Source organism: Streptomyces sp. AC550_RSS872, assembly GCF_019049285.1.
In the GTDB taxonomy this organism is placed as follows: Bacteria; Actinomycetota; Actinomycetes; order Streptomycetales; family Streptomycetaceae; genus Streptomyces.
In genome coordinates this window covers 14,251-40,315 of sequence record NZ_JAGMUL010000031.1, presented here as the reverse complement: position 1 = coordinate 40,315, position 26,065 = coordinate 14,251, and the positions used below count along the sequence as shown (strand labels likewise).

30 protein-coding genes are annotated in these 26,065 nt (G+C 68.0%); 17 read left to right on the top strand and 13 right to left on the bottom strand.

Annotated elements, in window-relative coordinates; genetic code table 11:
- Window positions 1–32 precede the first annotated feature (32 nt).
- Entirely contained in the window at window positions 33–1,520 is a 1,488-nt protein-coding gene (locus tag KUM44_RS15745) for an ATP-binding protein (protein WP_217208500.1), read from the top strand.
- A gap of 154 nt (window positions 1,521–1,674) precedes the next feature.
- Here the strand turns inward: KUM44_RS15745 and KUM44_RS15740 are convergent, their stop codons facing one another.
- Window positions 1,675–2,103 (bottom strand): hypothetical protein, encoded by a 429-nt coding sequence (locus KUM44_RS15740; RefSeq protein WP_217208499.1) that lies wholly within the window; start codon window positions 2,101–2,103, stop codon window positions 1,675–1,677.
- A 228-nt stretch (window positions 2,104–2,331) separates the two neighbouring features.
- Here KUM44_RS15740 and KUM44_RS15735 point away from each other — a divergent pair, with 228 nt between their 5' ends.
- A complete protein-coding gene (locus tag KUM44_RS15735) occupies window positions 2,332–2,868 on the top strand; it encodes a hypothetical protein (protein ID WP_217208498.1) in 537 nt (178 codons plus the stop codon).
- Between the two features lie 63 nt (window positions 2,869–2,931).
- Here the strand turns inward: KUM44_RS15735 and KUM44_RS15730 are convergent, their stop codons facing one another.
- Window positions 2,932–3,159 (bottom strand): hypothetical protein, encoded by a 228-nt coding sequence (locus tag KUM44_RS15730; protein WP_217208497.1) that lies wholly within the window; start codon window positions 3,157–3,159, stop codon window positions 2,932–2,934.
- 243 nt (window positions 3,160–3,402) lie between these two features.
- On the opposite strand from KUM44_RS15730, the gene KUM44_RS15725 reads away from it, so the two are divergent.
- From KUM44_RS15725 to KUM44_RS15705, 5 genes are all read left to right on the top strand, one after another.
- Window positions 3,403–4,053: a hypothetical protein gene (locus KUM44_RS15725; RefSeq protein ID WP_254389579.1), complete on the top strand. Its 651-nt coding sequence runs from the start codon at window positions 3,403–3,405 to the stop codon at window positions 4,051–4,053.
- Window positions 4,054–4,088: 35 nt separating this feature from the next.
- On the top strand, window positions 4,089–6,245 hold the full coding sequence (locus KUM44_RS15720; protein ID WP_217208496.1) for an SUKH-4 family immunity protein: 2,157 nt from the start codon (window positions 4,089–4,091) through the stop codon (window positions 6,243–6,245).
- Window positions 6,246–6,436: 191 nt separating this feature from the next.
- On the top strand, window positions 6,437–7,084 hold the full coding sequence (locus KUM44_RS15715) for a hypothetical protein (RefSeq protein WP_217208495.1): 648 nt from the start codon (window positions 6,437–6,439) through the stop codon (window positions 7,082–7,084).
- Window positions 7,085–7,154: 70 nt separating this feature from the next.
- Window positions 7,155–8,162, top strand: coding sequence for a hypothetical protein (locus KUM44_RS15710; protein ID WP_254389578.1), 1,008 nt, complete (start codon window positions 7,155–7,157; stop codon window positions 8,160–8,162).
- A 110-nt stretch (window positions 8,163–8,272) separates the two neighbouring features.
- Entirely contained in the window at window positions 8,273–10,324 is a 2,052-nt protein-coding gene (locus KUM44_RS15705; RefSeq protein ID WP_217208494.1) for an SUKH-4 family immunity protein, read from the top strand.
- A 24-nt stretch (window positions 10,325–10,348) separates the two neighbouring features.
- Here KUM44_RS15705 and KUM44_RS15700 read toward each other — a convergent pair whose 3' ends face one another.
- Window positions 10,349–10,786, bottom strand: a complete 438-nt coding sequence (locus KUM44_RS15700) for a hypothetical protein (RefSeq protein WP_217208493.1) — start codon at window positions 10,784–10,786, stop codon at window positions 10,349–10,351.
- Between the two features lie 657 nt (window positions 10,787–11,443).
- Between KUM44_RS15700 and KUM44_RS15695 the strand changes: the two genes are divergently transcribed.
- A complete protein-coding gene (locus KUM44_RS15695; protein WP_254389577.1) occupies window positions 11,444–11,968 on the top strand; it encodes a hypothetical protein in 525 nt (174 codons plus the stop codon).
- A gap of 112 nt (window positions 11,969–12,080) precedes the next feature.
- Here KUM44_RS15695 and KUM44_RS15690 read toward each other — a convergent pair whose 3' ends face one another.
- The 8 genes from KUM44_RS15690 to KUM44_RS15655 all read right to left on the bottom strand — a co-directional run bounded on the left by KUM44_RS15690 (window position 12,081) and on the right by KUM44_RS15655 (window position 17,385).
- Window positions 12,081–12,500 (bottom strand): hypothetical protein, encoded by a 420-nt coding sequence (locus KUM44_RS15690; protein ID WP_254389576.1) that lies wholly within the window; start codon window positions 12,498–12,500, stop codon window positions 12,081–12,083.
- A 50-nt stretch (window positions 12,501–12,550) separates the two neighbouring features.
- Window positions 12,551–12,763, bottom strand: a complete 213-nt coding sequence (locus KUM44_RS15685; protein WP_254389575.1) for a hypothetical protein — start codon at window positions 12,761–12,763, stop codon at window positions 12,551–12,553.
- Window positions 12,764–12,856: 93 nt separating this feature from the next.
- Window positions 12,857–13,987, bottom strand: coding sequence for a hypothetical protein (locus KUM44_RS15680; protein WP_308402623.1), 1,131 nt, complete (start codon window positions 13,985–13,987; stop codon window positions 12,857–12,859).
- Between the two features lie 106 nt (window positions 13,988–14,093).
- Window positions 14,094–14,510: a hypothetical protein gene (locus KUM44_RS15675; protein WP_217208490.1), complete on the bottom strand. Its 417-nt coding sequence runs from the start codon at window positions 14,508–14,510 to the stop codon at window positions 14,094–14,096.
- A gap of 140 nt (window positions 14,511–14,650) precedes the next feature.
- Window positions 14,651–15,289, bottom strand: a complete 639-nt coding sequence (locus tag KUM44_RS15670; RefSeq protein WP_217208489.1) for a hypothetical protein — start codon at window positions 15,287–15,289, stop codon at window positions 14,651–14,653.
- Between the two features lie 28 nt (window positions 15,290–15,317).
- Complete coding sequence (locus tag KUM44_RS15665) at window positions 15,318–15,776, bottom strand: hypothetical protein (RefSeq protein WP_217208488.1); 459 nt, start codon at window positions 15,774–15,776, stop codon at window positions 15,318–15,320.
- Between the two features lie 55 nt (window positions 15,777–15,831).
- Window positions 15,832–16,983: a PE-PGRS family protein gene (locus tag KUM44_RS15660; RefSeq protein ID WP_217208487.1), complete on the bottom strand. Its 1,152-nt coding sequence runs from the start codon at window positions 16,981–16,983 to the stop codon at window positions 15,832–15,834.
- Window positions 16,984–17,058: 75 nt separating this feature from the next.
- Complete coding sequence (locus KUM44_RS15655; RefSeq protein ID WP_217208486.1) at window positions 17,059–17,385, bottom strand: ESX-1 secretion-associated protein; 327 nt, start codon at window positions 17,383–17,385, stop codon at window positions 17,059–17,061.
- Window positions 17,386–17,592: 207 nt separating this feature from the next.
- Between KUM44_RS15655 and KUM44_RS15650 the strand changes: the two genes are divergently transcribed.
- Window positions 17,593–18,096, top strand: a complete 504-nt coding sequence (locus KUM44_RS15650) for a hypothetical protein (protein ID WP_217208485.1) — start codon at window positions 17,593–17,595, stop codon at window positions 18,094–18,096.
- 30 nt (window positions 18,097–18,126) lie between these two features.
- Window positions 18,127–18,711: a hypothetical protein gene (locus tag KUM44_RS15645; protein ID WP_217208484.1), complete on the top strand. Its 585-nt coding sequence runs from the start codon at window positions 18,127–18,129 to the stop codon at window positions 18,709–18,711.
- A 71-nt stretch (window positions 18,712–18,782) separates the two neighbouring features.
- Here the strand turns inward: KUM44_RS15645 and KUM44_RS15640 are convergent, their stop codons facing one another.
- Together KUM44_RS15640 and KUM44_RS15635 are read right to left on the bottom strand one after the other, a co-directional pair.
- The gene (locus KUM44_RS15640) at window positions 18,783–19,820 is read right to left on the bottom strand and encodes a S8 family serine peptidase (RefSeq protein ID WP_308402622.1); all 1,038 of its coding nucleotides are present in this window, start codon (window positions 19,818–19,820) and stop codon (window positions 18,783–18,785) included.
- Window positions 19,821–19,990: 170 nt separating this feature from the next.
- Window positions 19,991–20,758 carry a hypothetical protein gene (locus KUM44_RS15635; protein ID WP_217208482.1) on the bottom strand — a complete coding sequence of 256 codons (768 nt, stop codon included), beginning with the start codon at window positions 20,756–20,758 and terminating at the stop codon, window positions 19,991–19,993.
- 674 nt (window positions 20,759–21,432) lie between these two features.
- On the opposite strand from KUM44_RS15635, the gene KUM44_RS15630 reads away from it, so the two are divergent.
- The 7 genes from KUM44_RS15630 (at window position 21,433) to KUM44_RS15600 (ending at window position 25,935) form a co-directional block, all read left to right on the top strand.
- Entirely contained in the window at window positions 21,433–21,570 is a 138-nt protein-coding gene (locus KUM44_RS15630) for a hypothetical protein (protein ID WP_217208481.1), read from the top strand.
- 37 nt (window positions 21,571–21,607) lie between these two features.
- Window positions 21,608–22,051 (top strand): ATP-binding protein, encoded by a 444-nt coding sequence (locus tag KUM44_RS15625; protein ID WP_217208503.1) that lies wholly within the window; start codon window positions 21,608–21,610, stop codon window positions 22,049–22,051.
- Between the two features lie 370 nt (window positions 22,052–22,421).
- Window positions 22,422–22,751 carry a hypothetical protein gene (locus KUM44_RS15620; protein ID WP_217208480.1) on the top strand — a complete coding sequence of 110 codons (330 nt, stop codon included), beginning with the start codon at window positions 22,422–22,424 and terminating at the stop codon, window positions 22,749–22,751.
- A complete protein-coding gene (locus tag KUM44_RS15615) occupies window positions 22,751–24,013 on the top strand; it encodes a hypothetical protein (protein WP_254389574.1) in 1,263 nt (420 codons plus the stop codon). The genes KUM44_RS15620 and KUM44_RS15615 overlap by 1 nt, the downstream gene beginning before the upstream one ends.
- A 21-nt stretch (window positions 24,014–24,034) precedes the next feature.
- A complete protein-coding gene (locus KUM44_RS15610) occupies window positions 24,035–24,742 on the top strand; it encodes a hypothetical protein (RefSeq protein ID WP_217208479.1) in 708 nt (235 codons plus the stop codon).
- Window positions 24,743–24,772: 30 nt separating this feature from the next.
- Window positions 24,773–25,384 (top strand): hypothetical protein, encoded by a 612-nt coding sequence (locus tag KUM44_RS15605; protein WP_217208478.1) that lies wholly within the window; start codon window positions 24,773–24,775, stop codon window positions 25,382–25,384.
- Window positions 25,384–25,935, top strand: coding sequence for a hypothetical protein (locus KUM44_RS15600; protein ID WP_217208477.1), 552 nt, complete (start codon window positions 25,384–25,386; stop codon window positions 25,933–25,935). Before KUM44_RS15605 ends, KUM44_RS15600 begins: the two co-directional genes overlap by 1 nt.
- Window positions 25,936–26,065: the final 130 nt, after the last annotated feature.

The following is a 26,065-nucleotide window of genomic DNA, read 5'->3' as shown; positions in this document are numbered from 1 at the left end:
CCCCCCCCACCACCCGACCAGGACTGAAACTCATGGCTGGCACACACGATGGCTACGCACCGCATCCCTACATAGGCGGCCGCACGGCAGTGCTGCGTGCCCTCGCCGCCTGGCGGACGGAGTGGCCGGGCACCCCGCGTGTCCTGGTCCTGACGGGCTCCCCAGGCAGCGGGCGCTCGCATCTGATCACCGGGTTCCTGATGCTCTGCGACCCGGAGTACCGCAAGCGGCTCCCCGTGGATGACTTGGACCCTTCGACGGTGCCGCCCGAACGGCCCGCGCCCGCCGTGCCGGGAGCGGCCGGGTTGACCGCGGCCCAGGTCGTCTGGCTTCTCGCCGATCATCTCGGACTGGCGGCCGACGACGTATCGGACGTGTTCACCGAGCTGGCAGCCCTCCCAAGTCCCGTGACCGTGGTCGTTCCGGACGTCGATCGGGCCGGACCGGTGCGTGCGGCGGGAGAACCGGACCGGCTGACGCGAGAGATCCTCAGGCCGCTCGCCGCCGTCGAGACGGTCCGCCTGCTCGCGGAGTTGCCCCGTCGGCTCGCGGACGAGTTCGCAGCCGGCCTTCCTGCGGGTACCGTCCAGGTCATCGATCTCGACGCACAGCAGTGGGCGGACCCCGAGGGCCTGGTACATCAGGCCGAAGCACTGCTCAACCCGCAACTCGGCGCTCCGGAGCTGCCGTTCACCACCGACTCGCAGACGAGACGGTCCGTCGCCGAGGCGATCGGACGCCGGGCCGGCAACAGTCCCTTGACGGTGCAACTCGCCGTGCAGAGCATCCTGCGAGGGCCGGGCGCCTACGCCCCGTACGACGAGGCACTCCTCCCCACATCGGTCGGCCACGCGCTCGACCTGCACGCCCGCCGCCTCGGGGCGGACCCGCAGACCCTGCGCCACCTTCTGGCGCCCTTGGCCCTGGCGGAGGGCGACGGTCTGCCGGTCGATATCTGGATGCGGCTGGTCAACGCCCTTGCGGGCAAGGACATGAGTGACGTCATCGAGAGCGGGCGTGCGCTGGCGGAACCCTTCGTCGAGTCGTTTCAGCCCGCCCGGGAGGCGGCACACGACGGGCGCAGTCTGCTTCGGCTGGTCCATCCGGCCATCGGCGACGAGATCCGCGCCGGCCTTTCCGACGTCCGCTCCGCCCAGACCCGGATCGCGATGGCGCTTCTGGAGGCCGTCCCGGAACAGGACTGGGGCAAGGCCGACCCCTATGTACGCGACCACATCGCGAGCCACACCCTGGAGGCGGGCCTGCTGTCCCAACTCCTCACGGACCCGGGGTTGTTCGTCCACGCCGATCCGGTTCCACTGCGCGCCGCCGTCGAGGCCGTACCGATCGCGGAACTCGCCTCACCGGCCCGTACGTACTTGCGTACGGCCCCGGTGCTGACCCGCACCCAGGCGCCCGTCCTGCGGCGCGCCGCCCTGCTGGAGACCGCGTTCGTCGAGGACGGCCTCCCCGACTACGCCGAGGCCATTCGCCGCCGGTTCGGTCCCGGCCCGGCCTGACCGCCGGGACGGCCTCCGTGATGCCGACCTCGTGCGGCGCCGGGCCGTTCCGACCAACCGCCCGGCAGCATCGAGATCGTGCTCGCCGGACAGCGCCAGTCGTGACCGGCCCGGGCCTGCGGGGTTCATCGTCACGCCTACGGCGTGTGCGTGATCAGTACAGCGAGAACCCGCCGCTGTGCCGCCCCTGGTTCTTCTTCCCGGACTGCGAACCCTCACCCTCCGACCGCCTCGGCTCGGACGGGCCGGAGTCGGGGCCACCGCCGTCCAGCGGCTCGCCGTGCCTGACCTGATCGCGCTGCTCCTCCGACAGCGACTCCCACTGGCCGCGCAGCGACGCCAGCCCTCCGCCCAGAGCGCGGGACACCGCGGGGTCGTCCAGGGCGTCGCGCAGGGCGACTCGGCCGGAGAGCAGCTTCTTGGCCGCCTCTTGCAGCTCCTTGCCCGCACCCTCGGTCTCGGACAGCTTGCGCAGGGCGGAGTTCAGGGAACGGATCTGCTCCGGTTCGAGTGCCTCGTCGATCACACCGCGTTCCTGCGAAGAGCCGTGCGGGTTGGGTGAGTTCTCGGGCTTCCTGGTCATTGGCTTCTCCTCGACTCTCGACACCTGAAGTATCTCCCGTCACCTGTGAGTGCCTTGCGGGGCCCCGGTGGTCGAAGTGGAGAGGGCGGGGAGACTCTCGGGAGGGCAGGTCGCCGGGTCGGGAGTGCTGGCTCCGGGGCGCGGGCTCGGGAGCGTTGAAAGGTAGCGTGTGCCTTTCAACTCTGCGTTGATCTTCATCCGTTCGACCGACCACGGGGTCTTCCAGGCATGTCCACGCCTCCACCGCAGTACCAGAACCAGCCGCCGTACGGCCAGCCGCAGCAGCCGTACGGGCAGCAGCAGCCGTACGGCTACCCGCAACAACAGCAGGCTCCGTACGGATATCCGCAGCAGCCGCAGCCGCCCGGCGGTCCTCAGCGACCGCAGCGACCGCAGCCGGGAGGTCTGTTGCGGGCTGTGAAGTCAGCCGTCGTCGTCATCGCGGTGTTCGGCGCCGTCGGCTACTGGGTCTGGGACTACAACACCAGCCCGACCGGCGGCAAGGCGAAGGCGGAGGCTTCGGCGTCCGCGGCGGCCGAAGAGGCCAAGACGCACGATCCCGAGATCGGCGACTGCGTCAAGGTCGCGGACCCCCAGGGCGAGCCGCTGCCGACGGTCGTCGACTGTGGCTCGCCCGAGGCCGAGTACAAGACGGGTGCCCTGCTCCCCGGCCAGGGCAAGGAATGCTCGGCGGAGTACGACTACGGCATCCAGTACCGCAACAGCCGAGGCTTCGACTACACGTTGTGCTTCACCAAGGTCTGATCCTCCGCCCTGATTGGAACGGCCTGAGCCGGCCTTCGGCTATCTGACGACAGGCCGGGAGGGTCAGGGCAGAACGTCCGCCAGCGACGCACCCGCCGCCGCCAGAATGATCGCCATCATGGCCAGGCGGGTCCGTCCGCGGCGCGCCAGCTCCACACCGAGACCGGCGGAGGCGAGGCACAGGCCGTACACCACGGTTCCCACGCCGGTCTGCGTACCGCTGCTGAGGCGTCCCACGATCACGAAGAGACAGACCAGCGCCACCAACGCCCCGGCGGCCATGAGCCCCACGCGAGCGCTCCGCGCCTGATGCGACCGCTGCGACTGTTGCACCTGCTGCGACTGCTGCGACCCCTGTCTCGCGAGGCCCGGATCCGGCTGCCTTGGGAGACTCGCCCTCATTTCCTTCACGCCGGGCGGGATCGGGCCGCCCTCACCGGCTGGCACCTGCGTCTGTACCTGTTCCGCGCCGCGTTCCCGGCCGTGCGTCGTCATGAGGAGGGAGCGTAGGTCAATTCGCTAAGCTCACGCACCATGTTGCCTTCGCACACGCCCTCCCCCGCTCCCGACGCCACGGTCATACGGACCGGCCGCCGCGGCGCCATGACCGGTCTCTCCTGCTCCGTCCTGCTCATCGCGCTGGGTGCGGCCGGCGCCATCGGCGCTGTCGTGGTTGCTACCGGGAACCAGAAGGGGGAGTCCAACCCGGCAGGGTACGCGGGTCTCGTCCTCATGTTGCTGCTCGGTGCGCTCGGCGTGTTCCTCTTCATCGCCAACTGGGCGAACCGCCGTGCCCGGGTCCTCGTCGACGCCACCGGCCTGTGGGTCGAGAACGGCAAGCACCGCAACGTCATCCCCTGGCAGGGCCTCGCCGGAGTCGGCCTGTACTGGAGCAGGTTCGGCCGCCAGACCGTCTACTCCCTGGAACTCTTCCCCACCGGCCCCATCGACCGGGACGACCCCGTCCTGTGGACCCTCGTCCGCGACGAGGAGCCACTGCACCCCGACCTGCCCCGCCTGCGCCACCGCCTCCCCTTCCCCGCCCCCTGCCGACAGGAGCTGGTCTCGGCGGTCCAGCAGTACGTCCCCCACCTCTGGCTCGGCGAGTCCGAGCGCGCCCAGGGCCACGTCGGGCAGCCCGACGTGAAGGGACACCGAGAGCGCACTCATGGCCGTAGGCACTGAACGGCCGGCGTGGGTGACACCACAGAGAATGAGGCATGAGCACCACCCCGAACCTGGATGAGGTCACGGCAGAACTCGCACTGAACCGTGCGCTGCGGTGGATCGACCGGCCTCGCGAAACAAGTGCCTGGCTGTGGATCGGCGGGCGTGCGGGCAGCGGCAGAACGGCGCTGCTGCGCGAGGTCGTCGCCCGCCACCCGGCCGCGGCGTACGTCGACTGCTCCGGCCGGTCAGCGGAGGAGGTGGCCCGGGAGGTGGCGACGGCCCTTGGCATCGCCACCCTGGACACCTTCAAGGGCGACATCGCCGCCGTGGCTGCCCGGATCAAGGGCGACCCCGTGGTCGTGCTCGCGAACACGCAGTGGGCGGGCCGACTGCGCACCTCGCGCGAACCGCAGCGTGTGGTCGAACGGGTGGCACGGGCGCTGATCACGTTCCATCCGCGCGGGCTGCGGATGCGCCTGCTGGTCGAAGTCGACGATGCCCCGGGCGGGGCCGACGAGTTGGGCGGACGGCATCTGGTCCTCCAGGGGGGCTTCGAGAGCATGCCAGCCGTCGCGGACCGGAACGAGGACGCGGCCCTGTCGTCCGCCCTGGACGCGCTGGCGTTGGCCGAGCACCGCTTCGTTCCCATACCCGTGTGGTCCCTGCTCTGCTCCGCCCTCGGCCAGGACATCCCCCGGTCCCGGCTGGAGTCGCTGCTCGACGACCCGGTGGCCGGGGACTGGATCCACCGGAGGGACGACGGGACCGGCACTCCCCTCATCGCCTTCAAGCAGGAGGCAGCGGCCCGGCAACTGCGTACGCAGATGCCCGCCGAGCAGGCCCGTTCCTGGCACGCGCACGCAGTCACCGCACTGTCGGCCGCGGACGCCCCAGCAGCCATACGCTGGTACGCCGCGCGCGCCCTGGCCGGTCACGCAGCGGCAGCCGACCGGTTCAACGCGTTCCTCGAGGACACGGCAGCGGTCGCCGGGGTCGGTCACGAGTCGCTCTTCGAAGGGTTCGAGGCCGCGTTCCACGCACGGCCCATCCCGCAGGGAACCGCCGGGGCCCGCCTCCATTACATGGCGCGCCGTGGCGTTCAGCCGTCGTCCCAGGGCGAGTGGCTGGCGCTGCTGCACCTGACCCTGAAGCAGGCCGGGCCGACGCAGGCAGCAGCAGCCGACCGGCTCCTGGCAGCGGCCGGCCCCCTCATCCTGCCCTGGCGAACCCTCTGGGCCGAAGGCGTCGGCGCCGGCGCCTTCAGCACGGACGCAGTGGTCCGCCGCCCGATCGTCCGGACACTCCGGATCGCGCACACCCCGACCGGCGCTGTGGTCACAGCCCGCACCCGCCAGGACCACATCGGAACCTGGCACCTGAGCACGGGCACACCCCACCCCGAGCCCGATGAGACCGCGGACACCTCCACCACCACGCACGCGAACCAGGGGCCCAAGGGGTGGCGCCCAGCCGGAGCCCTCAGTGGGGAAGTGGATCTGCCCCGCATGCCCGAGTACGTCCTTCGGGGCACGCGCTCGGGCCGTCACATCGCTCTGGCCACCATGGACGGAGTCTGCGTGGTCGAGATCAACCAGAACGCCGGACACGAATACGCTCCAGGCCTCCTCAAGCATCTGGTGGGCACCGACACGGCACTTGCCCGGGCCGACCTGCCCGCCCAGGCCCTGGCCCCCACGACCGATTGGCTGACGGACATCTTCGGATCGGCGGCGGTCAGACGGTTCCCGCAGGAGACCCTGCCGGACACCCTCACCGACAGCAACGCACGCGCCTTCCTCTCCGACGTCGGCTTCCCCTGCGTCACCGGCCTCCTTGAACTCGACACCACCAGCCTCGATGACACGGGCCTCACCCCCGTTACCGAACCCTTCGGCAAACCGGACGAGACCGAGTCCACGTACTTCTCCCTCGGCAGCTGGCAAGGAGCGCGACTCCTCCTCGACGGCCGTGACGGGCGGGTGCAGCAGGACGGCTGGTCGGGGATCGAGGACGAGCCGGCCGGAAGCAGCCTCGCCCAGTTCGTCGCAATGGTCCGCCTCTACTTCTGGTGGCGCGCCTCCTGGTGGTCGATCGAGGACACGGAGTCGGACCTACGCCACTGGCTGGACCTCATCGACCCGGAGGCCTACCAGACACAGGGCTGGCAAAGGGTCTTCGAGGACTACAACTTCGACGACCGCGTCTGACAGGACCGCTGTCACAACATCGACGACAACGCGAAGTCCGCTGGAAGGGCGCAAGACGGGATCGGTGACCGCCGCAACGGATGGCTGCATACCACCCCTGCGTAAGGCGAGTGACGAACGCCGGGCTCGTACCTCCATCGCGTGGTGGCTCAACCTCAGCCTGCTCCGCACCGGCTGACATCATGACCCCCATGAGTCACATCATCACGATGACCGTTGCCACCCAGAGCCGCGTCGTGTCCTACCTGCAAGGCGAACTCGACGCGACTCAGCAGCGCATGCTCCGTGATCACATACGTAAGGACGCCCACGCCGAGCAGCTCAGCCTCGAACGGCAGGACATCGATCTGGGACTCACCATCCCCAACGCGCTCGACCACCTCCTCGCGGGCCATGCCGAGGCGGACGGCGAGTATGTGGGCAACGCGTACTACAAGGCGCTCCAGCACATCATCGACTGGAGCGGCTCCGACCCCGTCGATTTCGGCGTGTACTCCAAGCCCTCCACCTTCTTCGGGCACATGGGCGACGAACTGAGGCACCTCGGCGTCCCCGCCGACCTGCTGCCGCTCGACTTCCTGTTCGCCGGGCCCCCGGACGAGATCCCCTTCCACATTCCGTCACCCATCGACGGGTACCCGGCCATCGGCCGTCTGCCGCTGGCCAAGGCCAAGCCGCTCGCCAACGCCTACGCCGCGGTCCTGGACCGCTTGGACGACGCCTTCACACATGAGGCCCGGACGCTCATCGACAAGATGCAAGTCGAACACGATGAATGGCAGAGCGCGCTGCAGCACGGGCACACCATGGACACCCTGTTCTTCTCCATTCAAGGCTGAGGGGCATCGTCCGCTGCGGAAGACGAGGACGAGCAGACCGGCCCGAACGAACCCCAACCGAGGTACATCCATGCCGTCCCCCTTCGACGCACTCGTCCGCGACCTCACCGATGACGATCGCAGTGTGTGGCGAGCCGCCGAGGACCAGCTGGTCGCCCTCGGCGTACAGGTGGTCGACACTCTGCTGCCCTATGCCGGAGAAGACGGCCCGTCCCGACTGAAGTGGGGTGCCGAGTCCGTCCTCCACAGGCTGGGCGATCAGGCGGTGCCACGTCTGCGGGAGATCCGGCGACGGGGGCCTGGGCACTTGCGCGGCAGCGCCCTGAAGGTCCTGGTCGACCTCGGGGGCGCCGAGTACCTGGACGACGGTGACCTCGGTGCCGTCGAGCGTCTCGTGCGGATCAAGCTCGAGGACGAGCGCCCGGTGAGAGTCCCGTCGGAGGCCGGCCGCTGGCTGGCCTTCCCGGCGGACCGGCTCGACGACGCCGTAGCCGCTCTCGGCCTGCACGACCTTCGGCCGGCCACCACGGTCATGGGCGTGGCCGCCGCCACCAAAGCCACCGACTCCCTGGAATTCCGGGATGCCCGGGAGAGGACACGGACCGCCTACCGGGTGTTCATCACACCGGCGTTCGAGACGTTGCTGACGGACGTTCCGATCCAGAACTGGTGCATGCTCTGGGGAAACTCGTTCATCGATCAGCTCGACGGCTTCGCGCTGGCCGACAAGCTCAGCGAGCGATGCGGTGAGGCTCACTTCTACATTCTCGACCCGTACAACTCCGCCGAGAACTGGTATGTCTCCCGCGAAGGCCACCAGGTGCGAAGCTTCGGCAGTTACGATCACCCGCGGTTCCAGGGAGAGCCACTGCCTTTCGAGCTGGAGTACAGGAAGTACGTCGACGAGGACGAGGCCGAGGAATACGCCGAGGGCGTCCCCGACGCCCTCACCGCAGCCGACAACCTCTCCGTCGAACCCGGTCGCATGCCCGCGTCCGGCACCCACGGCCACGGCTGGCTCGCCACGACCCACCCCGCCATACCGGGCGCCCGCTTCAAGGGCGCTCTGCCCATCTGAAGGAGTCAGCGCAGTCCGTCATGAGCACCGCTATTCCCAGCCCTTCACCCGTGCCGGCCGAACAATGTCTTGCCGAGCTGTTGGAGTGGCAGAACAAAGAAACAAGTGGGGTGGCCGAACTGGTCGGTCCTCACGACTCCGGAAGAACCCGCACGCTGCTTCGGCTGCGCGATGCCGTCCCCGGCGCACTACTCCTGGACGCCACCGGCCTGACCTCCGAGGACCTCGTCGCACAGGTCATGCAGGCGGCCGGAGTCGACTTTCCGCAGGAACGCCGTGCCGACTGGGGCTGGGCCTTGGGGGACTCGTCGTTCGCCGGCGGCCTGGTCGTCATCGCCAACGCTCAGCGGGCAGGCCGGACCCGACGCTCCTCGGAACCCGAACGCATGGTGCACCGCTTCGCGATCGAGCTGGCCGTGGCCGGGCGCTTGAAGGTGGTGATCGAACGAGACCTGCCCGATGCCCGGGCCTGGCACGGGAACCTGGTGGTTGCCATCCAGCCGGCGGCAGGCCAAGAGAGGCCGGAGCGACAGCAACTCGCCGGTGTGGACGCCGATGCGCTGCGTGCGCTTGCCCTGGCCGAGGTACGCCGTGCTCCACTGACCGTATGGACGGCGCTCGCCCAGGCGTTGGAGTCGCAGACGGGCCGACCGGTCGTCGATGTCGCCGTAGCGCTTGAGTCCGCGAGCGAACTGTTGGAGGCGGATACCGACGGCTGGGTCTCCTTCCGCGATGAGCGCGTCGCTGAAGCCCTTCGGCGCGACAACGATCCCGAAGTCGTACGTGCGGTGAACCTGGCGTTCGTCGATTGGCTCCGGACGCGACCTGCGGCGGACGTGGCAACAGCCCTGTACCTGTCACAGGGGCTGGCCATGCACGCCGTGCAGGCCGGGCAGTTCGACTCCGTGCAGCGCTCCGGCCGTCTGGTCGCCCACCTCGACCAGGTCGCCCTGATCGACGCGGCCCACTGCGACGACCCTTACCGGGTCGACCACGGCTCCCCCGGCGGAGACGCCGTCAATCTGTGGATGTGCGGGGTCGACTCCCTGTCACAGGGCGAATGGGCCTCCTGGCTGCACCTGATGAGTACGGCGCGCGGCGACCACGCGACCGCCGCCGACATCGCTGCCTCCGGGCTGAACCTCCCCTGGCGGGTGCGCTGGGCGCACTGGCGGCCTCCGGGAGCGATGAGCGCGGCGTTCGTACGGCCCGGCCCTCTGCATCAGCTCGCCGTCGCCCCCGACGACTACTGGCCCGGGCGAACGGCCGTGATCGCACAAGGCGACTGGGACCGGAGGTATCGCGTATGGGATGCCGGCACCGGCGAGGCGCTCGCCGGTCCCTGGCCGGACTCCGTACCCACGCCCGGCGTGCGGGAGCCGCTGTGGCTTCCGGACGTCGAACGCGATGTCACCCCCGCCTGGATCGATCTGACCGAGTACGACTCCTTGAGCGCTCCCTTCGTCTCGGACCAGGTAGCGGTAGGCGACGTCACAGTGGTGACCGGCCTCGGCGGCATCTTCGCCGTCGAAGCCACGGGCTCGGCACACGCGCCCGTACTGGGCACGGTGCACGGTGAGCCGATGCTCGACGACCGCAACTTCGTCTGCGCCTTGCAGGACAGAGCGCGACAGCCGCAAGGCGCCTACGACCCTGCCCTCTTCGAACCGGGCGTCGTCCGCCGTCTGCCCTCCGAACGGCTCCCCGAGGACGTGACGGACCCCGACACGTGCCGCATCCTGACGGAAGCCGGCCTGCCCGCCTTCGAAGGCGTCGAGATGAGGCTCCTGGCGCTGGACGAGCAGGGCCTGACGCCACTGGACGCGGAGAGCCTCCCGGCCGGTGCCCCGCATGGGACGTACTACACGTTCGGCGTGTGGGGCGGGGGCGAGGTGGCACTCCAAGGTTCCACGGGCCAGGTCTTTCTGCTGTCCGCAGGACGGGGCGGTGTTGGTGGGCAGGCCGAGTTGGTCGCAGACAGCCTGGCCTCCTTCATCGAGCTGCTCCAGCACTACGTCGTCGCCCGCTGCATGCTGGCGTCGGCCGGCAGCCGTGTCGAACGCGAGGCCATCAGGGACGACTTGGAGATTTCGCTGTCCAGCATCGATGAGGCGGGAACGGCAGCGGGTCTCTGGATGGCCGGCCTTTCGGAAACCGACTGAGGCTCAGTTGCCTTACCGGACCCGCTAACTGATCACCGCATTCACCAGCGCACACACCCCGCAGCCCAGCAACCCGCCGAACAGCAGGCTGAGGCCGGCGACGAACGTCCCGCGCCGCATGGGGCGCCCCGCCCGGCGGAACGCGGCGCTCACCGGGAAGAGCGCCACTCCGAACATGGTGGCGGCGACGAACCAGACCTTGACGGCCTCGACGTAGAACGAGGTGGTGGTGCCGCGCCTGAAATACCCCGTGTCGTCGCCCACCACCTGGAACTCCTCGCCCCGGTCGGCGTCCTCGCCGGGCTCGAAGTCCTCGACGTCGGAGCGGAGCGTGCCGTCGTCGGAGCGGAAGGTGCCCGAGCACTCCACGTCGTCCCCGATGACGTCCCTGCCGCAACGCTCGACGGTGATCGTCCCTTGCCTGCCGCCGGACACCTTGTCCGGGCCTTCCGCGTATCCCACGCCGACGAGAATCAGGCTGAAGAGGAGGGTGAGAAGGCCCAGTATTCCGGAACCGATACGGCTGCCGGGGCTCCGTTGCCTCGTGGCAGCGAAGCCGATGAGGCGGGGCTCTCGCGGTCCGGCCTTCCGTAGATTCCGCCCGCCGCTCGCGTCCGTCTTCAATGCCGTCCCGTTCTTCTACGTGACGCCCGCGCCGCCCACTGACTCAGGAGATCTTGGCGAGGCCTGTTCATGCAGGTCAAGCCGGTCGAAGCGGCCCTGCGGTCGCTCGCGGGCAACCGCGTAGGTGTTTCACGGTGCGTCTCCGACACCTCTACACGTCCACCACGTTCCCAACTCCAAAGACCGCCCTTCACGCAGCCCGCTCCGGCTCCGACGGCCCCCTCCTGATCTCACTGATAGCTTGCTGCTCCAGTCAGTTCACTCCGTGGGAATCCGATGACTCAGCCGCCGTTCCAACCGCCACCGCCGCCTTCACAGCCACCGCACTCTCCCAACAACCCGTACAACCAGCCCACCCCACCACAGCAGGCACCAGGATTCGGCCCCCCGTCGGCTCCGGGACAGCCCCCGATGCAGGCCCCCGGCCAACCGCCGATGCACCACGGAGCTCCGCCGCCGGTGCCGGGGCAGCCGCCTGTGCACCCGATGCAGCCGATGTATCCGATGCAGCCGGCACCGCCGTTCCAGGGGCCCCCCTTCGGGCAGCGGCCTACCGCGGGCGGTCATCCGGTCGGCGCGGTCTTCCTCGGGTTCTTCGCCTCGGTCATCGTCTCGATGCTCTACAGCGGTCTCATCCTGGCCACTTACGAGGACCAGACGCTCACGACGGCCAACACCCTCTACCTGGGCCACGCGCTGCTGAACGGCGCGGTTGTCGGCTGCCTGATCGGTCTGGTGGGTCACCGCAACACCGGCGCCCACATCAGCGGAGCCGTGATCGCCGCGCTCGGCGCCTTCTTCGGCTACACCAACGCCCTTCCGCTCATCATCGCCGACCGCCAATCGCCCGCCGCCATCGGGGACATGATGGAGGCCGACCCCCTTATCCCGGCCAAGGCCTGGTGGAACAACGAGACCGAGGGCGGAGTCGACTGGTTCTCCCCGCTGGGCCTCGTGCTCGCCGCGGCCGCCGCCTGGGGCCTCGCCTATCTCATCGGCAGCAGGCGCCGCCAGGCGTGACGTCTGTGTTCACATCCCTTTGACGTCTGTTCAGGTCCCTTTGACGTCCGTTCAGGTGCCGGTCCGGGCGGCCACCGCCAGGTGCCCGGTCGGTAACTGAACTGAACCCGCCTCAGCGGAAAACGGGACTGTCGCCAAGCCCCGCCAACGCCGCCCCGATGCAGGTGACCAACATCGCCCACCGCGTGTGACCGATCCGGCCCAGCACAAAACCCCAACCGCCGAGCGCCACGCCCACGGCATACGTCGCCACCCAGACGCCGAGCGCATCGCCCTGCCCGAGGCGTACGACGATCAGGACCAGGCAGGTGACGGCGACCAGCCCGGCGAAGCCCGCGTACATCCCCCGCGCCTGCCGCGCGTCCCGCCGCCCCTCCTCCACGACCTCCGACCGGCCCTGAGCCCGGAACCCGGCCCGCAACTCGTCCGTGCTCGCACCGGAGGACAGAGGGCGCCCGCCCGACCTGGCCGATCCGTCCGACCTACCCGTCCCGTCCGACCTGTTCGCCGCGTTACCGTCGTGCGTCGTCATGGCAGCCGAGCCTATCGGTCGACGACCACCCTCGGACGGCGCGCCGATCGCTACGAGCCTTCGAGATGCGCCAGTCCCAGCATCAACGGCAGTGAGACGAGGGCGAGTCCGAACGCCGTAGCCGACATGGCCGTACGGATCTCCCGTTTGGCGCGGATCCCCAGGTAAGCGGCGATCAGCGGCAGGACGGCACTCAACAGGAAGCTGAATCGCCAGCCACTGTCCCCGATGAGGAAGATCATGAGGCCCCATGAGGCCGGCACGGACACGACGCTCAAATAGCACGACCGTGTAAGGAAGCGCTCCAAGTCATCGGTCCCGCCAAAGAAACTCATCGATCCTGACCTCTTTGTCCGCTAAACGGCCCGGTGGTCGTAACCACTCGAGCTCACCTCGGGGAATCCGTCCGCCGCCGAAAAACCGTTGATGGCCGCCGACGCGGCCAGGGCGATGCCGCTCAGCGCCATCGCGAACCGGTCGAACGTCATGGCTGCCTCCGACCACATCTGCATGAGCCGGAGGGCCTGTGCCGCGGCCAGCGCGAACATGCCCGCCGAGGCGACCTGTCCACCGACCGGGATCGCGTTGACGGCCCACGCGGCGGCCATGTTGACCATCCAGGTGATGAGCAGATCGCAGAACGACACCAGGAACGACTTGAGGAATTCAGCGAGCTGGAACGCCAACTGTGCGGCCTGCGCGTAACACTGGCGCAGGGATTCGAAGGTCTCCTTGATCTCGTCCAGTTTCTTGCTGAACTCGTCGAAGTACACGGTGGCGGCGTCGGCCGCGTTGCCGTTCCAGCTGAGACCGACGGTCTGGTTGCCCTTTCGCACATTGGCGGCCACCGCGTCACAGAAGGACGCGAGATTGGCCCATACGTCGGCGCAGTCGTTGTACTTGTTCCAGTCCCCGAACACCCAGTTCGTGCAGACGGCGAAGGGGTCGAAGTCGAAGAGCAGCTTGGACGCCTCCACGGCCATCGCCGAAGGGCTGCCTATGTCGAGCGCGGTGCCGAGCGTCTTCTGCACCGGACTCATCTGGAACTCGTCCGCATGGCCCGACGCGTACTTGACGAAGGGGTTGTTGCTGTCCCCGTCCGGCGGCTTCAGCGTCTCGCCCGCGTCGCTGGCGTCCTTGAAGTCGTGCGGGTCCCCTCCGGAAGCACCGGCCGGCGCCTTGGAGCCCGGATAGGTGGCGTCGAGTGCGGCCGCTTCGTCCCGGTCCGTCGCCCGGTAGTACTTGGCCGAGCCCGCCAGTTCCCTCGTGGAGGAGTCCAGTACGCCCCGAACCTTGCCCAGGGCCTTCTTGGCCTCGCTCACATACTGGTCGTGATCTCCCGCGACAAGGTCGTAGAGATCCCCGCCGCCCTTCTCGATCTGGGCGTGCTGGCCGACGTACTCAACGGCTTTCTCGCCGCTCTCCGCCGCACGTCCCACCAGCTTCGAGAAGCCGTCGAGCGCGTCGGGATTCACATCAAAGTCCACAGTTCCCCCATCACCTGCTGCCGCTGTCCCGTCGGTCGTACGGCCCGGACCGGCCGCGGCCGGCAGCCGCGGCCGACAGTCATGGCCACGTGTGGCCGGCGTCAGCTCAGTACAAGGACCAGCCGCGCCCGTCGTGACGCGACTTCGTGTCCGACCGGTTCTCGGACTCCGCGCGCCGCCGCTCTTCCTCGAGCTGCCGCCGCTCCTCCTCGAGCCGGTGCTGCCCCTCCGCGGCGAGCTCGTCACGCTCACGGTCGGACATGGCGGCCCACTTCTCGGCGAGCGGAGCCGACTGCTGCACGGCCTCCTCGGCGTACGCCGACACATTGGCCGCCTCGCGCAGCCCCATACGCCCGGAGAGGACCTCCTGGGCCATCTCCTTGAGCGCACTGCCTCCCAGCCCCGACGCGAGATGCTCCAGGGACTGCCGCAGGATCTTCGCCTGTGCGGGGTCCTGCTGGGTCATCTCCAGGAACTCGGAGTCGTCTACGCGCTTGTCGGAACTGTCACGGGCGCTGTCCAAGGGATACCTCATCGGGAGGGTCGGCGTGTCTCGACCGGCGTGAACCTACCAACGCACTTGCGAACGCTTCAACACTCGGCCGGAGCGCGAACCGAGTCGCCTGTGCCCTCAATTCCGTAATTCTGGGAATTCCTTCCCGGTCAACCAGGAATCGGATCAAGGTGGCTCAATCTGACCGGAAACGCCGACGCCATTCGACTCCAGCCGTGACCCCAAAAGTGGACCGAACACCATGAACCGTCGACAAAGCCGATCTCGTGGTCACCGCCCACCACATCACTCCGGTCGCGGACATAGGTCACATTGCGAAGTTCAGTGACCCATCCCACCTCGACCGGGCCGCGCACACCGGTGAAGGAGCGGGCGCGGGACACGTACACAAGCTGGAGACGGCGGTCGGTCAGCTGGAGCATCACAGCCGTGCTGTTCCGGGTCCGAGGGACGATGGCGCGGGCCAGGTGGCCGGCCATGCTGTCCCAGCCGCCGTGGAAGGGCTCACCTGGCTTCTTCGGCTCACGCCACATGACTGCTTCGAAGAAGGCATCGAACGGATTCCAGGTCATGGCATACAACCTCGCGGCCGCGTTCACGGGGAGCATCAGCCAGCTGCCGAGCGTGCGGCGCTCGGACCGCAGGGCGCGGGGGCGGCGGAAATAACCGGGCCGCGGCGCCCTGTCGGCCAGCGAGACGGCGTGCTGACCAACCAGCACATCCCCCGCCGGCACCATCGCCTTCGCCCTGGCGGCGGGCGTTTCCTGGTCGCGGCCTGCCCTGCTCACCGAAAGAGGCCCCTCACGCTGCGCATGATCATTCCCACGAATGTATCGCACGGGGCCCTTGCTGGAGACGTACGGGGCTTTGCTTACCCGGGCGTGAGGCATCGACGACGCCCGCCCTACCCCCGACCGATGCCGTGCACGGGAGCGTCCCGCTCGGCACGCTCGCGGTCCACTCCGCCTGCTGCCTGGCATCCCACTCCGCGAACCGGGCCTTGGACTGCCGGCGTTCGGCGTACGTCTGGTCGTCGGCCGCTCGGCGGATCTCGCTCATCCGCTGGCACACGGCCTCGGTGTAGCGCGAGTCCTGGAGGGCGTCCTCGAGGTCCATGCTCCCGCTCAGCACGGCGCGTGCCATGTCGCGCGACTCCGGGCCGAGCGATGTGGCGCCGACGATGGTGCGCAGGGAGCGGCGCAGCCGCAGGGCCTGTTCGGGGTCCTGGGCGATGCCCATGAGTTCCTCGTCGTGGATCTCCCGGTCCGCGGTCATGGGTGCGGCACCTCCTTGCTGCCGACGGTCGGTGACAGCTGAAGCGCCGCCGCGGTCACCCGAACTCGTTTCGGGCCCAGTCGTCCGCGCCCCCGGAGGACCCGGAGGAGCCCGAGGAACCGGAGCTCGCCGCGGAGACGGCAGCCGTCGGCCTGTTGGACGACTGCGCGCTGGCCGAGGAACCGGCCCCCGCCCCAGAGGCGGTGGCGGCGGCCCCGTCCGACGCCGGCGCGCTCTGGGCACCCTGTCCGGCCAGCGCGTCGACACCGTGCTGTACGCGGTCGCCGGCCGCCGTTGTGGCACGCTCCGTCGCGGCGTCCACGGCGTTGTTCATGTGCGTAGCCGGATCCACGCAGTCGGCGAGGGTCGATCCCTCGCCACCGGTGACCTCGTTCTTGAGGCCGTCCACGTACTGGCCGGCCGCCGTCCTGGCCACGTCCGCCGTCTCGCCGAGGTCCACACCGGACCGCGCGTCGAAGTACGTCTCGATGCTCTGCTGGCCGATGTTCTGCACCATTCCGACGGCGGCTTCCGTGGCCTTCTCCTTGGCCGCGTCGACCACCTTCTCCTGGACGAACTGCTTGCCCTGCTCCTTGAGTTGGTCCTTTGCGAACTGCTTGACCTTCTCCTTGGTGATCTTCTCGAGCTGCTCCTTGGCCATCTTCTTCACGGCGTCCAAGGTGGCGTGCTCCATGGCCTTGGTGACCGCCTCCATGACCTCCCGCTTGAGCCGGTCCAGCAGTTCCCGGACGATCAGCCGGGTGGCCTGTGTCGCGCCGAGCGCACCGACCTCGGACAGTCCGAAGGTGAAGGGAGCCGCCGCCTGGGCCGCGATGATCTCGATGGCCAGGGCGACGAGTTGGGCGATGACGGCAAGTTTCGCCATGAGTACCGCCACCGCGGCCGCGTCGAAGGCGAATGCGATCACTTCACAGGCGGTCTTCGCGTCCGGCAGATAACGGTCCTCGCCGTTCGCGCCGGTATAGGCACCCCAGTCCTTGCTGAATCCGTCGATCGCCGTACCGAAGTTGTGGGCGACGACGGTCCGGGCGAGACCTTCGCCCTCCCGCTGGATCTCTTCGAGTTCCTCACCGAAAGCCCGCCAGGTCTCGGCGACCTTGTGCAGCGCTTCCTCGTCGACCTCCGGCCAGGTGTAGCCGAGGAGGTCGAGTACCCAGACAAGCTCACCGGGAAGTGTGAGCGACATGCGAATAGCCCCCGAATTTAATTGGAGTTACCCCGTTGACCAGAATCGTACGGAGATTCAGAATCGGCCAGGGATTCAGAATCGGCCGGAGATGTTGTCCATGAGCCCGCTGTTCGACGTATCCGACGCGTCGTAGTTGCGCGCCATGCCCTGAAGGTTGTCGCCGATCTTCTGAAGCCGTTCCGCGAGGCTGTCCATCGATGTGAAGATCCCGTCGCGGATCGGCGTGTAGACCTGGCCGAAGATCTCCCCGAAGTCCGCATCCGCCCAGGGCTCCCCAAGCGCTTCGAGGGCGTCCTGAAGCCGCTTGGACGCGGTCGAGAAATCGCCTCCGAGGTCGGTGAACTTACCGCCCTGACGCCGGAGTACATCCGTGTCCACGTTAAAGGTGTCGAACTCCATGGCTCTCCCCCGAACTCCCCTTGCCGTAGTTCATATTGGACGACAGATCGATACCTTAGACTCCTCGCGCACGGCCCCGCCAAACCCGCCAGTCAAGAGATCGTCAAGTTACTCAAGGGGACACCAAAAGTGGTGACTACACAGCCGCGTTACGGCAGCACGGGGACTCTGTGGATGGGTCGACTCCTCGGATTGGGACTGCTCCTCGTGGCCACGGTCGTCGCCGCGGTGACCATTCCGGAACTGCGCAGTGAACTCGCAGGTGACGGCACCGAAGGAACCCTCACGATTTCTTCATGCGAAAAACACACGAAGACCCACTACGGCACGCACAGGCGTTCTACGGAACTCAAGTTCAGCTGCACCGGAAACTGGAGCGCACAAGACGGTAAAGGCACCTACGAAGACGTGACGGTGGAAACATCGTCGCGTTTCGAAGCCGGATCGAAAATCCCCGTGATCCAGGTGGACGACACCTTCGAGCAACCACAGGACCGCGACCCCGGCGACGACGCCGCGATTCTCGCGTTCTGCCTCTCCGTGCTGGCCGTCGGCATCTTCTGCCTCCTGACCGGCTTCGGCGGCCGGGGCGGCCCCGGCCTCACGGCCTCCTGGCAGCGCCTGCCGGCCCAGGCCGTCACCGGCCCCGTCCTGGGCGGCCTCTTCGCACTGGGCGCCCTGGCAGCGCTGGTCTGCGCCCTCGTCCTCTGACCGCTCCGTCCCCCTCCTGAGGAACCCCCAATGACACAAGTACAAGGGAACGCCGCGCCCAACTCCGCCGGCCCCGGCGACCGGACCAGCCTCGGCCGCCTCATCGGCGCGGGCCTGATCCTCGTAGGCCTCGTCCTCCTGGCCCTCGGCGCCTACCTCGGCCCCTATACCTACGCCACGGCCACCCCGGGCAAGCTCACCGTCGACACCTGCACGGTCGACTACAAATACCGCTCGAGCACGTCGAGCAGCTCGCGGAAGAAGACCAAGACCCGTTGGTGCTACGGCACTTTCACGTCCACCGACGGCTACGTCAAGGACCTCAACGCCGAGCTCAAGAGCGATGCCCTGCACCAGCGTGGCTATGTCATCGACGCCATCAAGACCGGGGACACCTCGTACAAGCTGGACCATGGCTGGGTCGGCGCCATCGCGCTGGGCTGCGCGTGGTTCTTCGGCGCGCTGATCTCCCTCGCCATCGGCACCTTCGGCGCGGTCACGGGGTTCATCTCCGGCGGGGCGTCCGCGCAGGGGGTGTTCCGTACTTGCCTGGTGCTGGTGGGGGTGGGGGTGGTTGGGCTTGTCGTGAGTCTGCTGGTGGTGTTCTTCGTGTGACGGCGGGCCCTGGCCTGTCCACCGGGAACGGGAGGCGCCGCGTGAACGCGGCGCCTCTTTGTCGTGCACGGTCAGGCGGGGAAAGGCCCCTGAGGCTGCATCACACTCGGCGTCCGCGCAGCTGGTTTGCGCCGACCGGACCACGCCAGCAGCACACCGCCGGCCAGGGACGCCAGGCCCACACCGGCGGCGACCAGGCCCGTCAGCCACACCTCCTGCTCCATCTCGGGATGTGTCGTCTTCGGAGTGCCGTCCGGGGTAGCCAGGTGCTCCTTGCCCTTGTACGCCACCGGCCCAGTCTCGTCCTTGGGAGGGGACACGGCAGCCTTCACCGCCGCGGCCGCGTTGATCCTGCCGTAGCCGAGCAAGGCACTTCCTCCGCCCGCCGGGCGGTGGGTGGTGGCGATGAGGACGTCGTTCACCTGGGCGGGGGTGAGCTTCGGGTTCTTCGCCTTCATGAGCGCCACGACGCCGGCGGCCAGCGCGCACGCCGGTGATGTGCCGTTGCCTTGCTTGTAACCGCCGGTGTTGGTCGCGCTGATGATGTCGACGCCGGGTGCTGCCACGTCGTTGTAGGTGTGCACGGTGGAGAATTCGGCGCGCGTGCCATTCTGTTGTGTGGCGGCGACAGCGATCACGCCCGCGTAACCGGCCGGGTACGAGGCTCCGTTGAGCACGTCGCCCGCGTTACCGGCCGATGCGAGCACGGTCACGCCCTGACGGGCTGCAAAGGCCAAAGCGGCGGCCTCGTCCTCGGCATAGGAGCTGAACAGGTTGTCGCTGCCAAGCGACATCGTGATCACGTCGGCGCCATGCTCGACCGCATAGTTGATGCCGTCCGCGATCGGGTTGTTGCCCTTCCTGAAAGACTCCTCCAGCTCCTCCTGGGTGCGTTCCTCCTCGTGCTTGTCATCGATGACACGAACCGAGAGGATTTTTGCCTTCGGGGCCACCTTGAGGACGTCCGAGGCCATGGCGGTCCCGTGCTGCCCCCACTCCGAGTCGCCCGCCTTCAGCCCGTCCTTGAAGTAGTCGGGCCCGGTGGTGACCTTGCCCTTGAGGGCGGGATGATCCGCGTACACACCGCTGTCGAGGACCGCGACCGTCACTCCGTCGCCCTGGCTCAGCTGCTGGGCTGCGGACAGGCTGAGTGCCGACCCCTCCCATCCGACCGGCGTGGTGGCTGCCTGCGCCGGCGCGGTGGCCAATGTGCACAGCAGACCCGTGAGGGCGACCGCGGTCGAGGTCGCGCGTATGGTCCGGAACTTCACTGCGGGGCTCACCTTTCAAGGTTCCCGAGATGGGTGTGGAAGGTCTCGCTGAGGGCGTTCGCTGCGTCCATCCAGGGCTTCCTGTCTTCGTCGTTCGCGCCGTAGTCGCCGAACTCGCCGGGCAGGTTGCCTGACGTCCGGCCGTTGACCGCGCCGGTCGTGACAGCGATGGCGTAGGGGAACGAGTCGCCTCCAAGGGCCTCTCCACCCATGCCATTGCGCCTGTTCGCCTGCCACTTCGCGGCGAGCGTGCCCGGCACCGCGAACGGCACCACGGCGGCGTCAGGGACGTCCGCATGTTCCTGGTCGTCGAAGTACTCGCCCATCTCCTGGCCGGCGGTGCCCTTGGGCAGCACGATGATCGCGACGGTGGCGATCATCTCACCGGTGAGATCCACATACGTGGCACGTAGAACGGCCGTGCAGCCGAGCCGCTCCGCGGTGTCCTTGGTCTCTCCGCTGAGGCCCTCGGAGCACGAGGTGTCCTGGGAGATGCCCATACGGCTCCACTGCGCGACCTTCTTGTCCGCCGCGTCGTACCTGTAGTTGGGCGGTTCGCCGACGGTCGCCGGGAAGAGCCGGTCCGTGGTCTCGTTGCGCCACAGCGTCGGCCCATAGGCGGAGTTGGGTATCGACTGCTGGCTGTTGCTGTACGCGTGAGCCGCCAGCGCGCCTCCACCGAGCATGCCGAGCACGCCGAACACGGTGAGCAGCCCTCCGATGACCTTTCGCGCGGTGCTGCCCCGACCCGACGCGGGCACAGGTGCCCCGGGCATGGGGTTTCCGAGGACATGGCTCCCGGGCGGGGGGTACGCACCGTACTGAGGCGGTCCCGGTTGGGCCTGAGGCGGTCCCGGGGGCGCCGCCGGGACGGGCGGCGGCACATGGCCTGCCCCCTGCCACTGCGGTTGCCAACCACTCTGCGATGGCGGCTGCCCATACGGGTTACCGCCTCCCGGCGGCGTGGGATAAGACATCGGTTCTTCCCTCTCACAGCTATCTGCGAGGGAGCACGATGGGTGGTTCGGCCCGTGACAGAGCCCGCATCTCGACTGACTCGCACCCCAGGTTGCTGCGAAGCCCAACTACAGCCCCTCGCGCACCTTCCGGCGCCCCCGCGAATCTCACGACAGCTTATGACCTTCGCAGACGCAAGTCGTATCCCGCCCCGGGGAACTCGTATAACGATCACATTGAAGGTTCCTGCCCTGATGGTCCAGTGTCTGCTCGGCACGAACGCCGGTATCTACCTCGCAAGAATTCGTGAAAGTTCTGCGAACGGGAGACCCCCCCGACGGGGCGTCCGAGGCCTGTTGGATGGCGTGTCGCGACGGCAGATGACGTGCGCCTTGCGAGACAGAGGGATACCGGTGCCATTCGGGCGCGCTGCAAAGCAGAGACATCGGAGCTGGACGGCCTCGTCAGGGAACACCATCGGAGCCAGGACGAGATGCGACCGGCGCTGAACGCGCTGTACGACACCGGTCCGAAGACCACCGGGAGCAAGGAACTCGACAACGCCTGCTCCGCCATGGCCCAGGACTTCGACGTGTCCGGCTCATCCGACGAGATCACGGCCCGCTCGTGAAGGGCCGACACACACGCCGGACAGCCGCGGCCGGGGTCTGCCGGCACCCCGCCTCCCGCGCTCCCGAACGACGTTCCCGAACGACCCACGCGCCGTCACCGTCTGCCGCCGTACTGTCCGCCTGATCCTCACCATGCACGGCTTGATCCGCCTCGCCGACACCGCAGAACTCCTCACGACGGAGCCGGCCTCCAACGCCGTACGCCATACCAAGGGACCTGCCGCTCTACGCTTGCGTTGGCGCGGCGGCGTGCCGCGTATCGGTACCTGGGACGCCGCCCCCGAGCCACCCGAACCTCCGCCGAAGCTGGGTGACTTGGTCGACGCGGAGGGAGGCCGCGGAGTTGCGCTGGTCAGTGCCTGTGCTGACGTATGGGGATGGCAGCGGCTGGCCAGAAACGGCAACCCGGGCAAGTACGTGTGGTGCGAACTCGTTGCCGCGCAGGTTGCGTGGTCGAGTCAGCGGGAGTTGACCAGCTGAGCTGTGAGCCTCGCGGTAGCAGACCACGCCGGCTGACGCCGGCCCGTCCCCGGCGTCAGCCGTACCCACGCACCACCACCTGTCATCCATGCAGCGCCCAACCTGGAATGTGAGCCCCTAGCCCGGCCCGGCTCGGTCGCGAGATGCTCGGTGGTCCATCCCTCACCCCAGAAGTGGACCGTGCACCACGAACCATCGACGAAGCCGACCTCGTGGGGCTCCTGTGGCGGCTTTCCGCAGAGCCGCGGGGCCACGAGGGCTGGGTAACGGAACGCCGAGTCAATGCATGTATGGTGCCGAGGAGGCCTAGGCGATCAGATGATCGCCTGGGCCTGATGCGTCCAGAGCCGAAACGGGGAGAAACTGGCCCATGGGGGACCACTTCAAGACGGACATCGGGCAACTCGAGCAGTTTCTGAGGAATCTGGAGAGATGCGTCGACGAGCTGAACGAGGCCCGGTCGGCCCTAGACCACGTGCGTGCCGACCAGATCGGCACCGCCCGGCTCGACGAGGCCTGTGACAAGTTCCAGGAAGAGTGGAAGTACGGGTCCGGCAAGACCAAGGAAATGATCGACGCGATCAAAGAGGGCGTGAAGTCCAACAAGAAGGGCTACGAAGAGGTCGAGGAGGCCTTGGAGAAGGCCCTCAAGCAGATCGCGGCACAGAGCACTTCGGGTGGCGGCGGGGGCGGTAAGTAATGGCCGCGAACCCCTATCCCAACATCGGCTGGAACCCCGTACCAGGCATCCCTGCCGAGGTCACCAAACTGCAGCAGAAGGTGGCCGCGGCCGCGACGGCCCTGGAGAACACGCACCGGCAACTGACGAGGCTCACCGGCGAGAGCAGCTACTGGGAGGGCGACGCAGCGGAGAAATTCCGTGACGCCCTCGATGGCGACCTGCCGAAGTACATCAAGGACGCCGCCTCCTCCCTGCGTACCGCGGCGACCCAACTGCACAAGTGGGAAGGTCACCTGACCTCCAACCGGGAGTTGGCGAAGAAGTACGACGCCGACGCGGCCGAGAAGAAGGTTGCGGCCGACAAGGCCAAAAACGCATACGAACATGCAGCCCAGCACCCGGACCTGAAACTCGCCAACCAGACCTTCCCCTCACAGGAGGAGGCCGACGCCGCGACCGCGCGGCTGCGGTCCGCCGAGCGGGAGTTGAACGAGGCGAGCACCACGCTCACCAAAGCCAACAACGAATACGAGTCGCTCAACGGCAAGATCAAGGAGCTGGAGGCCGAACACACCGACGAGGCCGAAAACATCGCCAAGGCCCTGGACGGCTCGACAAAGAAGGCGCCTGACGAGCCGGGCTTCTGGGACAAGGTCGGCGACATCCTCACGTCGGTCGGCGATTTTCTGCTGGAGCACGCCGGCACCATCGGCGCCATCGCAGGACTGCTCGCTCTCTTCCCGACTCCCCTTACTCCGCTGTTCGCCGGTATCGCGATCGCCGCCAGCGCGGCGTCCATGGCAAAGAACTTCTCCGACCCAGATTTTCGGGACGCGTTCTTCCCCTGGGGCGATAAGTTCGGCTGGAACATGGACACCTTCTCTGCCTGGGCCTCCGTCGGCAGCGACGCCGTCGGCATGGTGCCCGGCGGCAGGGCGCTGAGCTCCGCGGCTCGCGGCATCCGCGGCGGGCTCGACGACGCCGCGCAGATGGGCGTCAGCGTCACGAGCCGCGAAGTCGGCACCGAGTTCGTACGGGAAGTCGGCCACGTGCTGCGCACGGCCCCGCGAACCGCCGCGGACGAGGCATGGCAGGCAGCCGGGGAGAGCGCTGCAGGCTCGGCCAAACTCATGACCGACATCAGCGTGAATGGTCTCAACGTCGCCGCGAACCTCATGCCCGAAGAGGGCACGGCTGGCAACGTTGCAGAAGTCACCAAGGCCGGAGCCGGAGCCTGGGCCGGACAGGACATCGTACGGTCCCTCCTGGCGGTAGCGTAGTTAGGCGAGAGGCAATCAAGAATGACTACGACTACCCCCTCGGGTTCCGCTGCAAGCAGCGCTACCCAACCCGTCTTCTGGTACGGCATTCCGCACGGCTACGTGAAGCTGGACCTCGATCCGCCGCGCGAGCGCCTCCTGGAACTGGTCCGGGAGCTGAACACGCTGCCTGCAGAACAGCGGGCGCAGGCCTCGCAGGTCCTGCAGTTTTATGCGGGCATGGTCACCACGCTCAACGCCCAGAACGTGCACATGTGTGCAGTCGGTTACCACCCGGACGACGACGGCACCATCGTGACATCCACCCTCACAATTTCCACTGTCCCGACGTCCGGCCACAATGCAAAGCTGGTGATCGCCGGTCTCGCGGGGACAGCCTCAGACGCCCCGGACACCGGGATGCGCCCGCTCGAGCTGCCATGCGGCCTCGGCTACCTCGCGGAGGAGAAGAAGCGCACCGTCGCGCCGGGCAGGGACCCCGACAGCTCCGAAGGCCCCCTGCGCGGGGACGTGTGGCAGGGCACGGTCGCGGTCACTGGCTCAGGCACTCCCGACATCATCGTTGTCCAGCTCGTCACGCCGGCTTTCCATCTCGCGGACACATACCGGGACATCCTTCTCGGGGTCGCCCGTACGCTGACGTTCACCGACCCGACGAAGCCGGCGCCAACACCGGACGAGCCGCGAGGGAGTTCGGCCGAGGCTGCCATGCGCAACGACTTCGGATAAGGACGAAACCACCTCATGGACAATCCGCCCGTGGCACCCAATGTTGCGCAGGCGCTCAAGCACAATCGAACGCTTCTGTACCGGCACATCGCCACGCGCCTCACACTCGCCGTGGCCTTGTTCGCGGTGCCGTTCGTGGCACACCTGCTCGGCTACGACGCCGCCCTGCCCGCGTTCGGCATTCCTGCCGCCCTGTTCGTGCTGATCTTCCTGATGCTCCGGCTACGCCACGGGTCGCGGCTCGGCGTGTGCGAGAGGGTGCTGCGCACCTACCCTCTGGAGTACCGCACTCGGGTGTCCAAGAAGGGCTCCGAGTGGAAGTACCTTGGCACGGTGCACACCGTCCGGCTCTCGGTGCGCGGGCAGCACGGAGCCCCTTCCATGCGTGCGCTCAACGCCTCGACAGTGCGCCGCTGGCCGAAGGAGGCCGAGGAGGGCGGCGCCTGGTTCGCCGGTGACCCTTCCTTCGGCGGCGTCATGATCGTGCCGGGAAGCAACGCCATGCTCTTTGTGCAACCCGCGGACTGGCAGAAGTACGAGCAGGAGCGCACCCAGGTCGACCCGCAGCGCAGGGCTCTAGCCGAACAGGCTGGTATCTCCCGGCTGTTGGAGAAGGAGCCGCGCATCTTGGTGGGCGGCTGATGCGACGCGTGTGTGGTTGGGTGTGCGGGGTCATCCTCGCCCTCGTCACCGCCGTCTGGTGCGTTACCGCGACCGCCGACCTCGCCCTCTCCGCGGGAATCTACGGCACCCCGGGCACGTACAAGGTGGATACCTGCTACGACAGCAACAGCAGCGGCAAGAACTCACGCTACGACTGCGACGGGCACTTCACTCCCGACGGCGGCACCGCAAACGACACCGTGTACGTGCCCCTAAGAGACGCCGGGCACGACTATCCGGACGACGGCGAATTCGACGCGCGGCAGGGGTTCGAGCGGCAGACAGTTCAGCGGGTCGGGTTCTGGGGCGTCGTGGGCGAGCTGTGGCAGGTCGCGGTCTGCGTGGCGGTACTCGCAGGCCTCGGATACCAGGCAATCAAGCCGCGCGGGGAGGCCGAACGCCGCCAGGCCCACCGCGTGGAGCCCTCACGGCGCCAGAAAGTAGCCGACCGGGTGGGCTACGCAATCATGGTCGCCATCCCCGTGGGCATCCTGAGCTGGGTCGCCATGGTTGCAGAGCCGACCCCCTAGGGCGCGTGTCGAAAGTGCCTGATCGTGACTCTGTGGCCTGTGTTTCCATGCCGGAGTGAACATCGAGAACTTCGGGACTGCTGTGGAGAGCGCCAGGCCACTGGGTCCGGTGAAGGGCTGATGGCGATGT

Bases quoted from the DNA above. Each gene is read 5' to 3' on its own strand.
- KUM44_RS15745 (WP_217208500.1), top strand. From the start codon at position 33: ATGGCTGGCACACACGATGGCTACGCACCGCATCCCTACATAGGCGGC.
- KUM44_RS15740 (WP_217208499.1), bottom strand. From the start codon at position 2,103: ATGACCAGGAAGCCCGAGAACTCACCCAACCCGCACGGCTCTTCGCAG.
- KUM44_RS15735 (WP_217208498.1), top strand. From the start codon at position 2,332: ATGTCCACGCCTCCACCGCAGTACCAGAACCAGCCGCCGTACGGCCAG.
- KUM44_RS15725 (WP_254389579.1), top strand. From the start codon at position 3,403: ATGTTGCCTTCGCACACGCCCTCCCCCGCTCCCGACGCCACGGTCATA.
- KUM44_RS15720 (WP_217208496.1), top strand. From the start codon at position 4,089: ATGAGCACCACCCCGAACCTGGATGAGGTCACGGCAGAACTCGCACTG.
- KUM44_RS15715 (WP_217208495.1), top strand. From the start codon at position 6,437: ATGAGTCACATCATCACGATGACCGTTGCCACCCAGAGCCGCGTCGTG.
- KUM44_RS15710 (WP_254389578.1), top strand. From the start codon at position 7,155: ATGCCGTCCCCCTTCGACGCACTCGTCCGCGACCTCACCGATGACGAT.
- KUM44_RS15695 (WP_254389577.1), top strand. From the start codon at position 11,444: ATGTATCCGATGCAGCCGGCACCGCCGTTCCAGGGGCCCCCCTTCGGG.
- KUM44_RS15690 (WP_254389576.1), bottom strand. From the start codon at position 12,500: ATGACGACGCACGACGGTAACGCGGCGAACAGGTCGGACGGGACGGGT.
- KUM44_RS15665 (WP_217208488.1), bottom strand. From the start codon at position 15,776: ATGACCGCGGACCGGGAGATCCACGACGAGGAACTCATGGGCATCGCC.
- KUM44_RS15660 (WP_217208487.1), bottom strand. From the start codon at position 16,983: ATGTCGCTCACACTTCCCGGTGAGCTTGTCTGGGTACTCGACCTCCTC.
- KUM44_RS15655 (WP_217208486.1), bottom strand. From the start codon at position 17,385: ATGGAGTTCGACACCTTTAACGTGGACACGGATGTACTCCGGCGTCAG.
- KUM44_RS15645 (WP_217208484.1), top strand. From the start codon at position 18,127: ATGACACAAGTACAAGGGAACGCCGCGCCCAACTCCGCCGGCCCCGGC.
- KUM44_RS15635 (WP_217208482.1), bottom strand. From the start codon at position 20,758: ATGCCCGGGGCACCTGTGCCCGCGTCGGGTCGGGGCAGCACCGCGCGA.
- KUM44_RS15630 (WP_217208481.1), top strand. From the start codon at position 21,433: ATGCGACCGGCGCTGAACGCGCTGTACGACACCGGTCCGAAGACCACC.
- KUM44_RS15620 (WP_217208480.1), top strand. From the start codon at position 22,422: ATGGGGGACCACTTCAAGACGGACATCGGGCAACTCGAGCAGTTTCTG.
- KUM44_RS15615 (WP_254389574.1), top strand. From the start codon at position 22,751: ATGGCCGCGAACCCCTATCCCAACATCGGCTGGAACCCCGTACCAGGC.
- KUM44_RS15610 (WP_217208479.1), top strand. From the start codon at position 24,035: ATGACTACGACTACCCCCTCGGGTTCCGCTGCAAGCAGCGCTACCCAA.
- KUM44_RS15600 (WP_217208477.1), top strand. From the start codon at position 25,384: ATGCGACGCGTGTGTGGTTGGGTGTGCGGGGTCATCCTCGCCCTCGTC.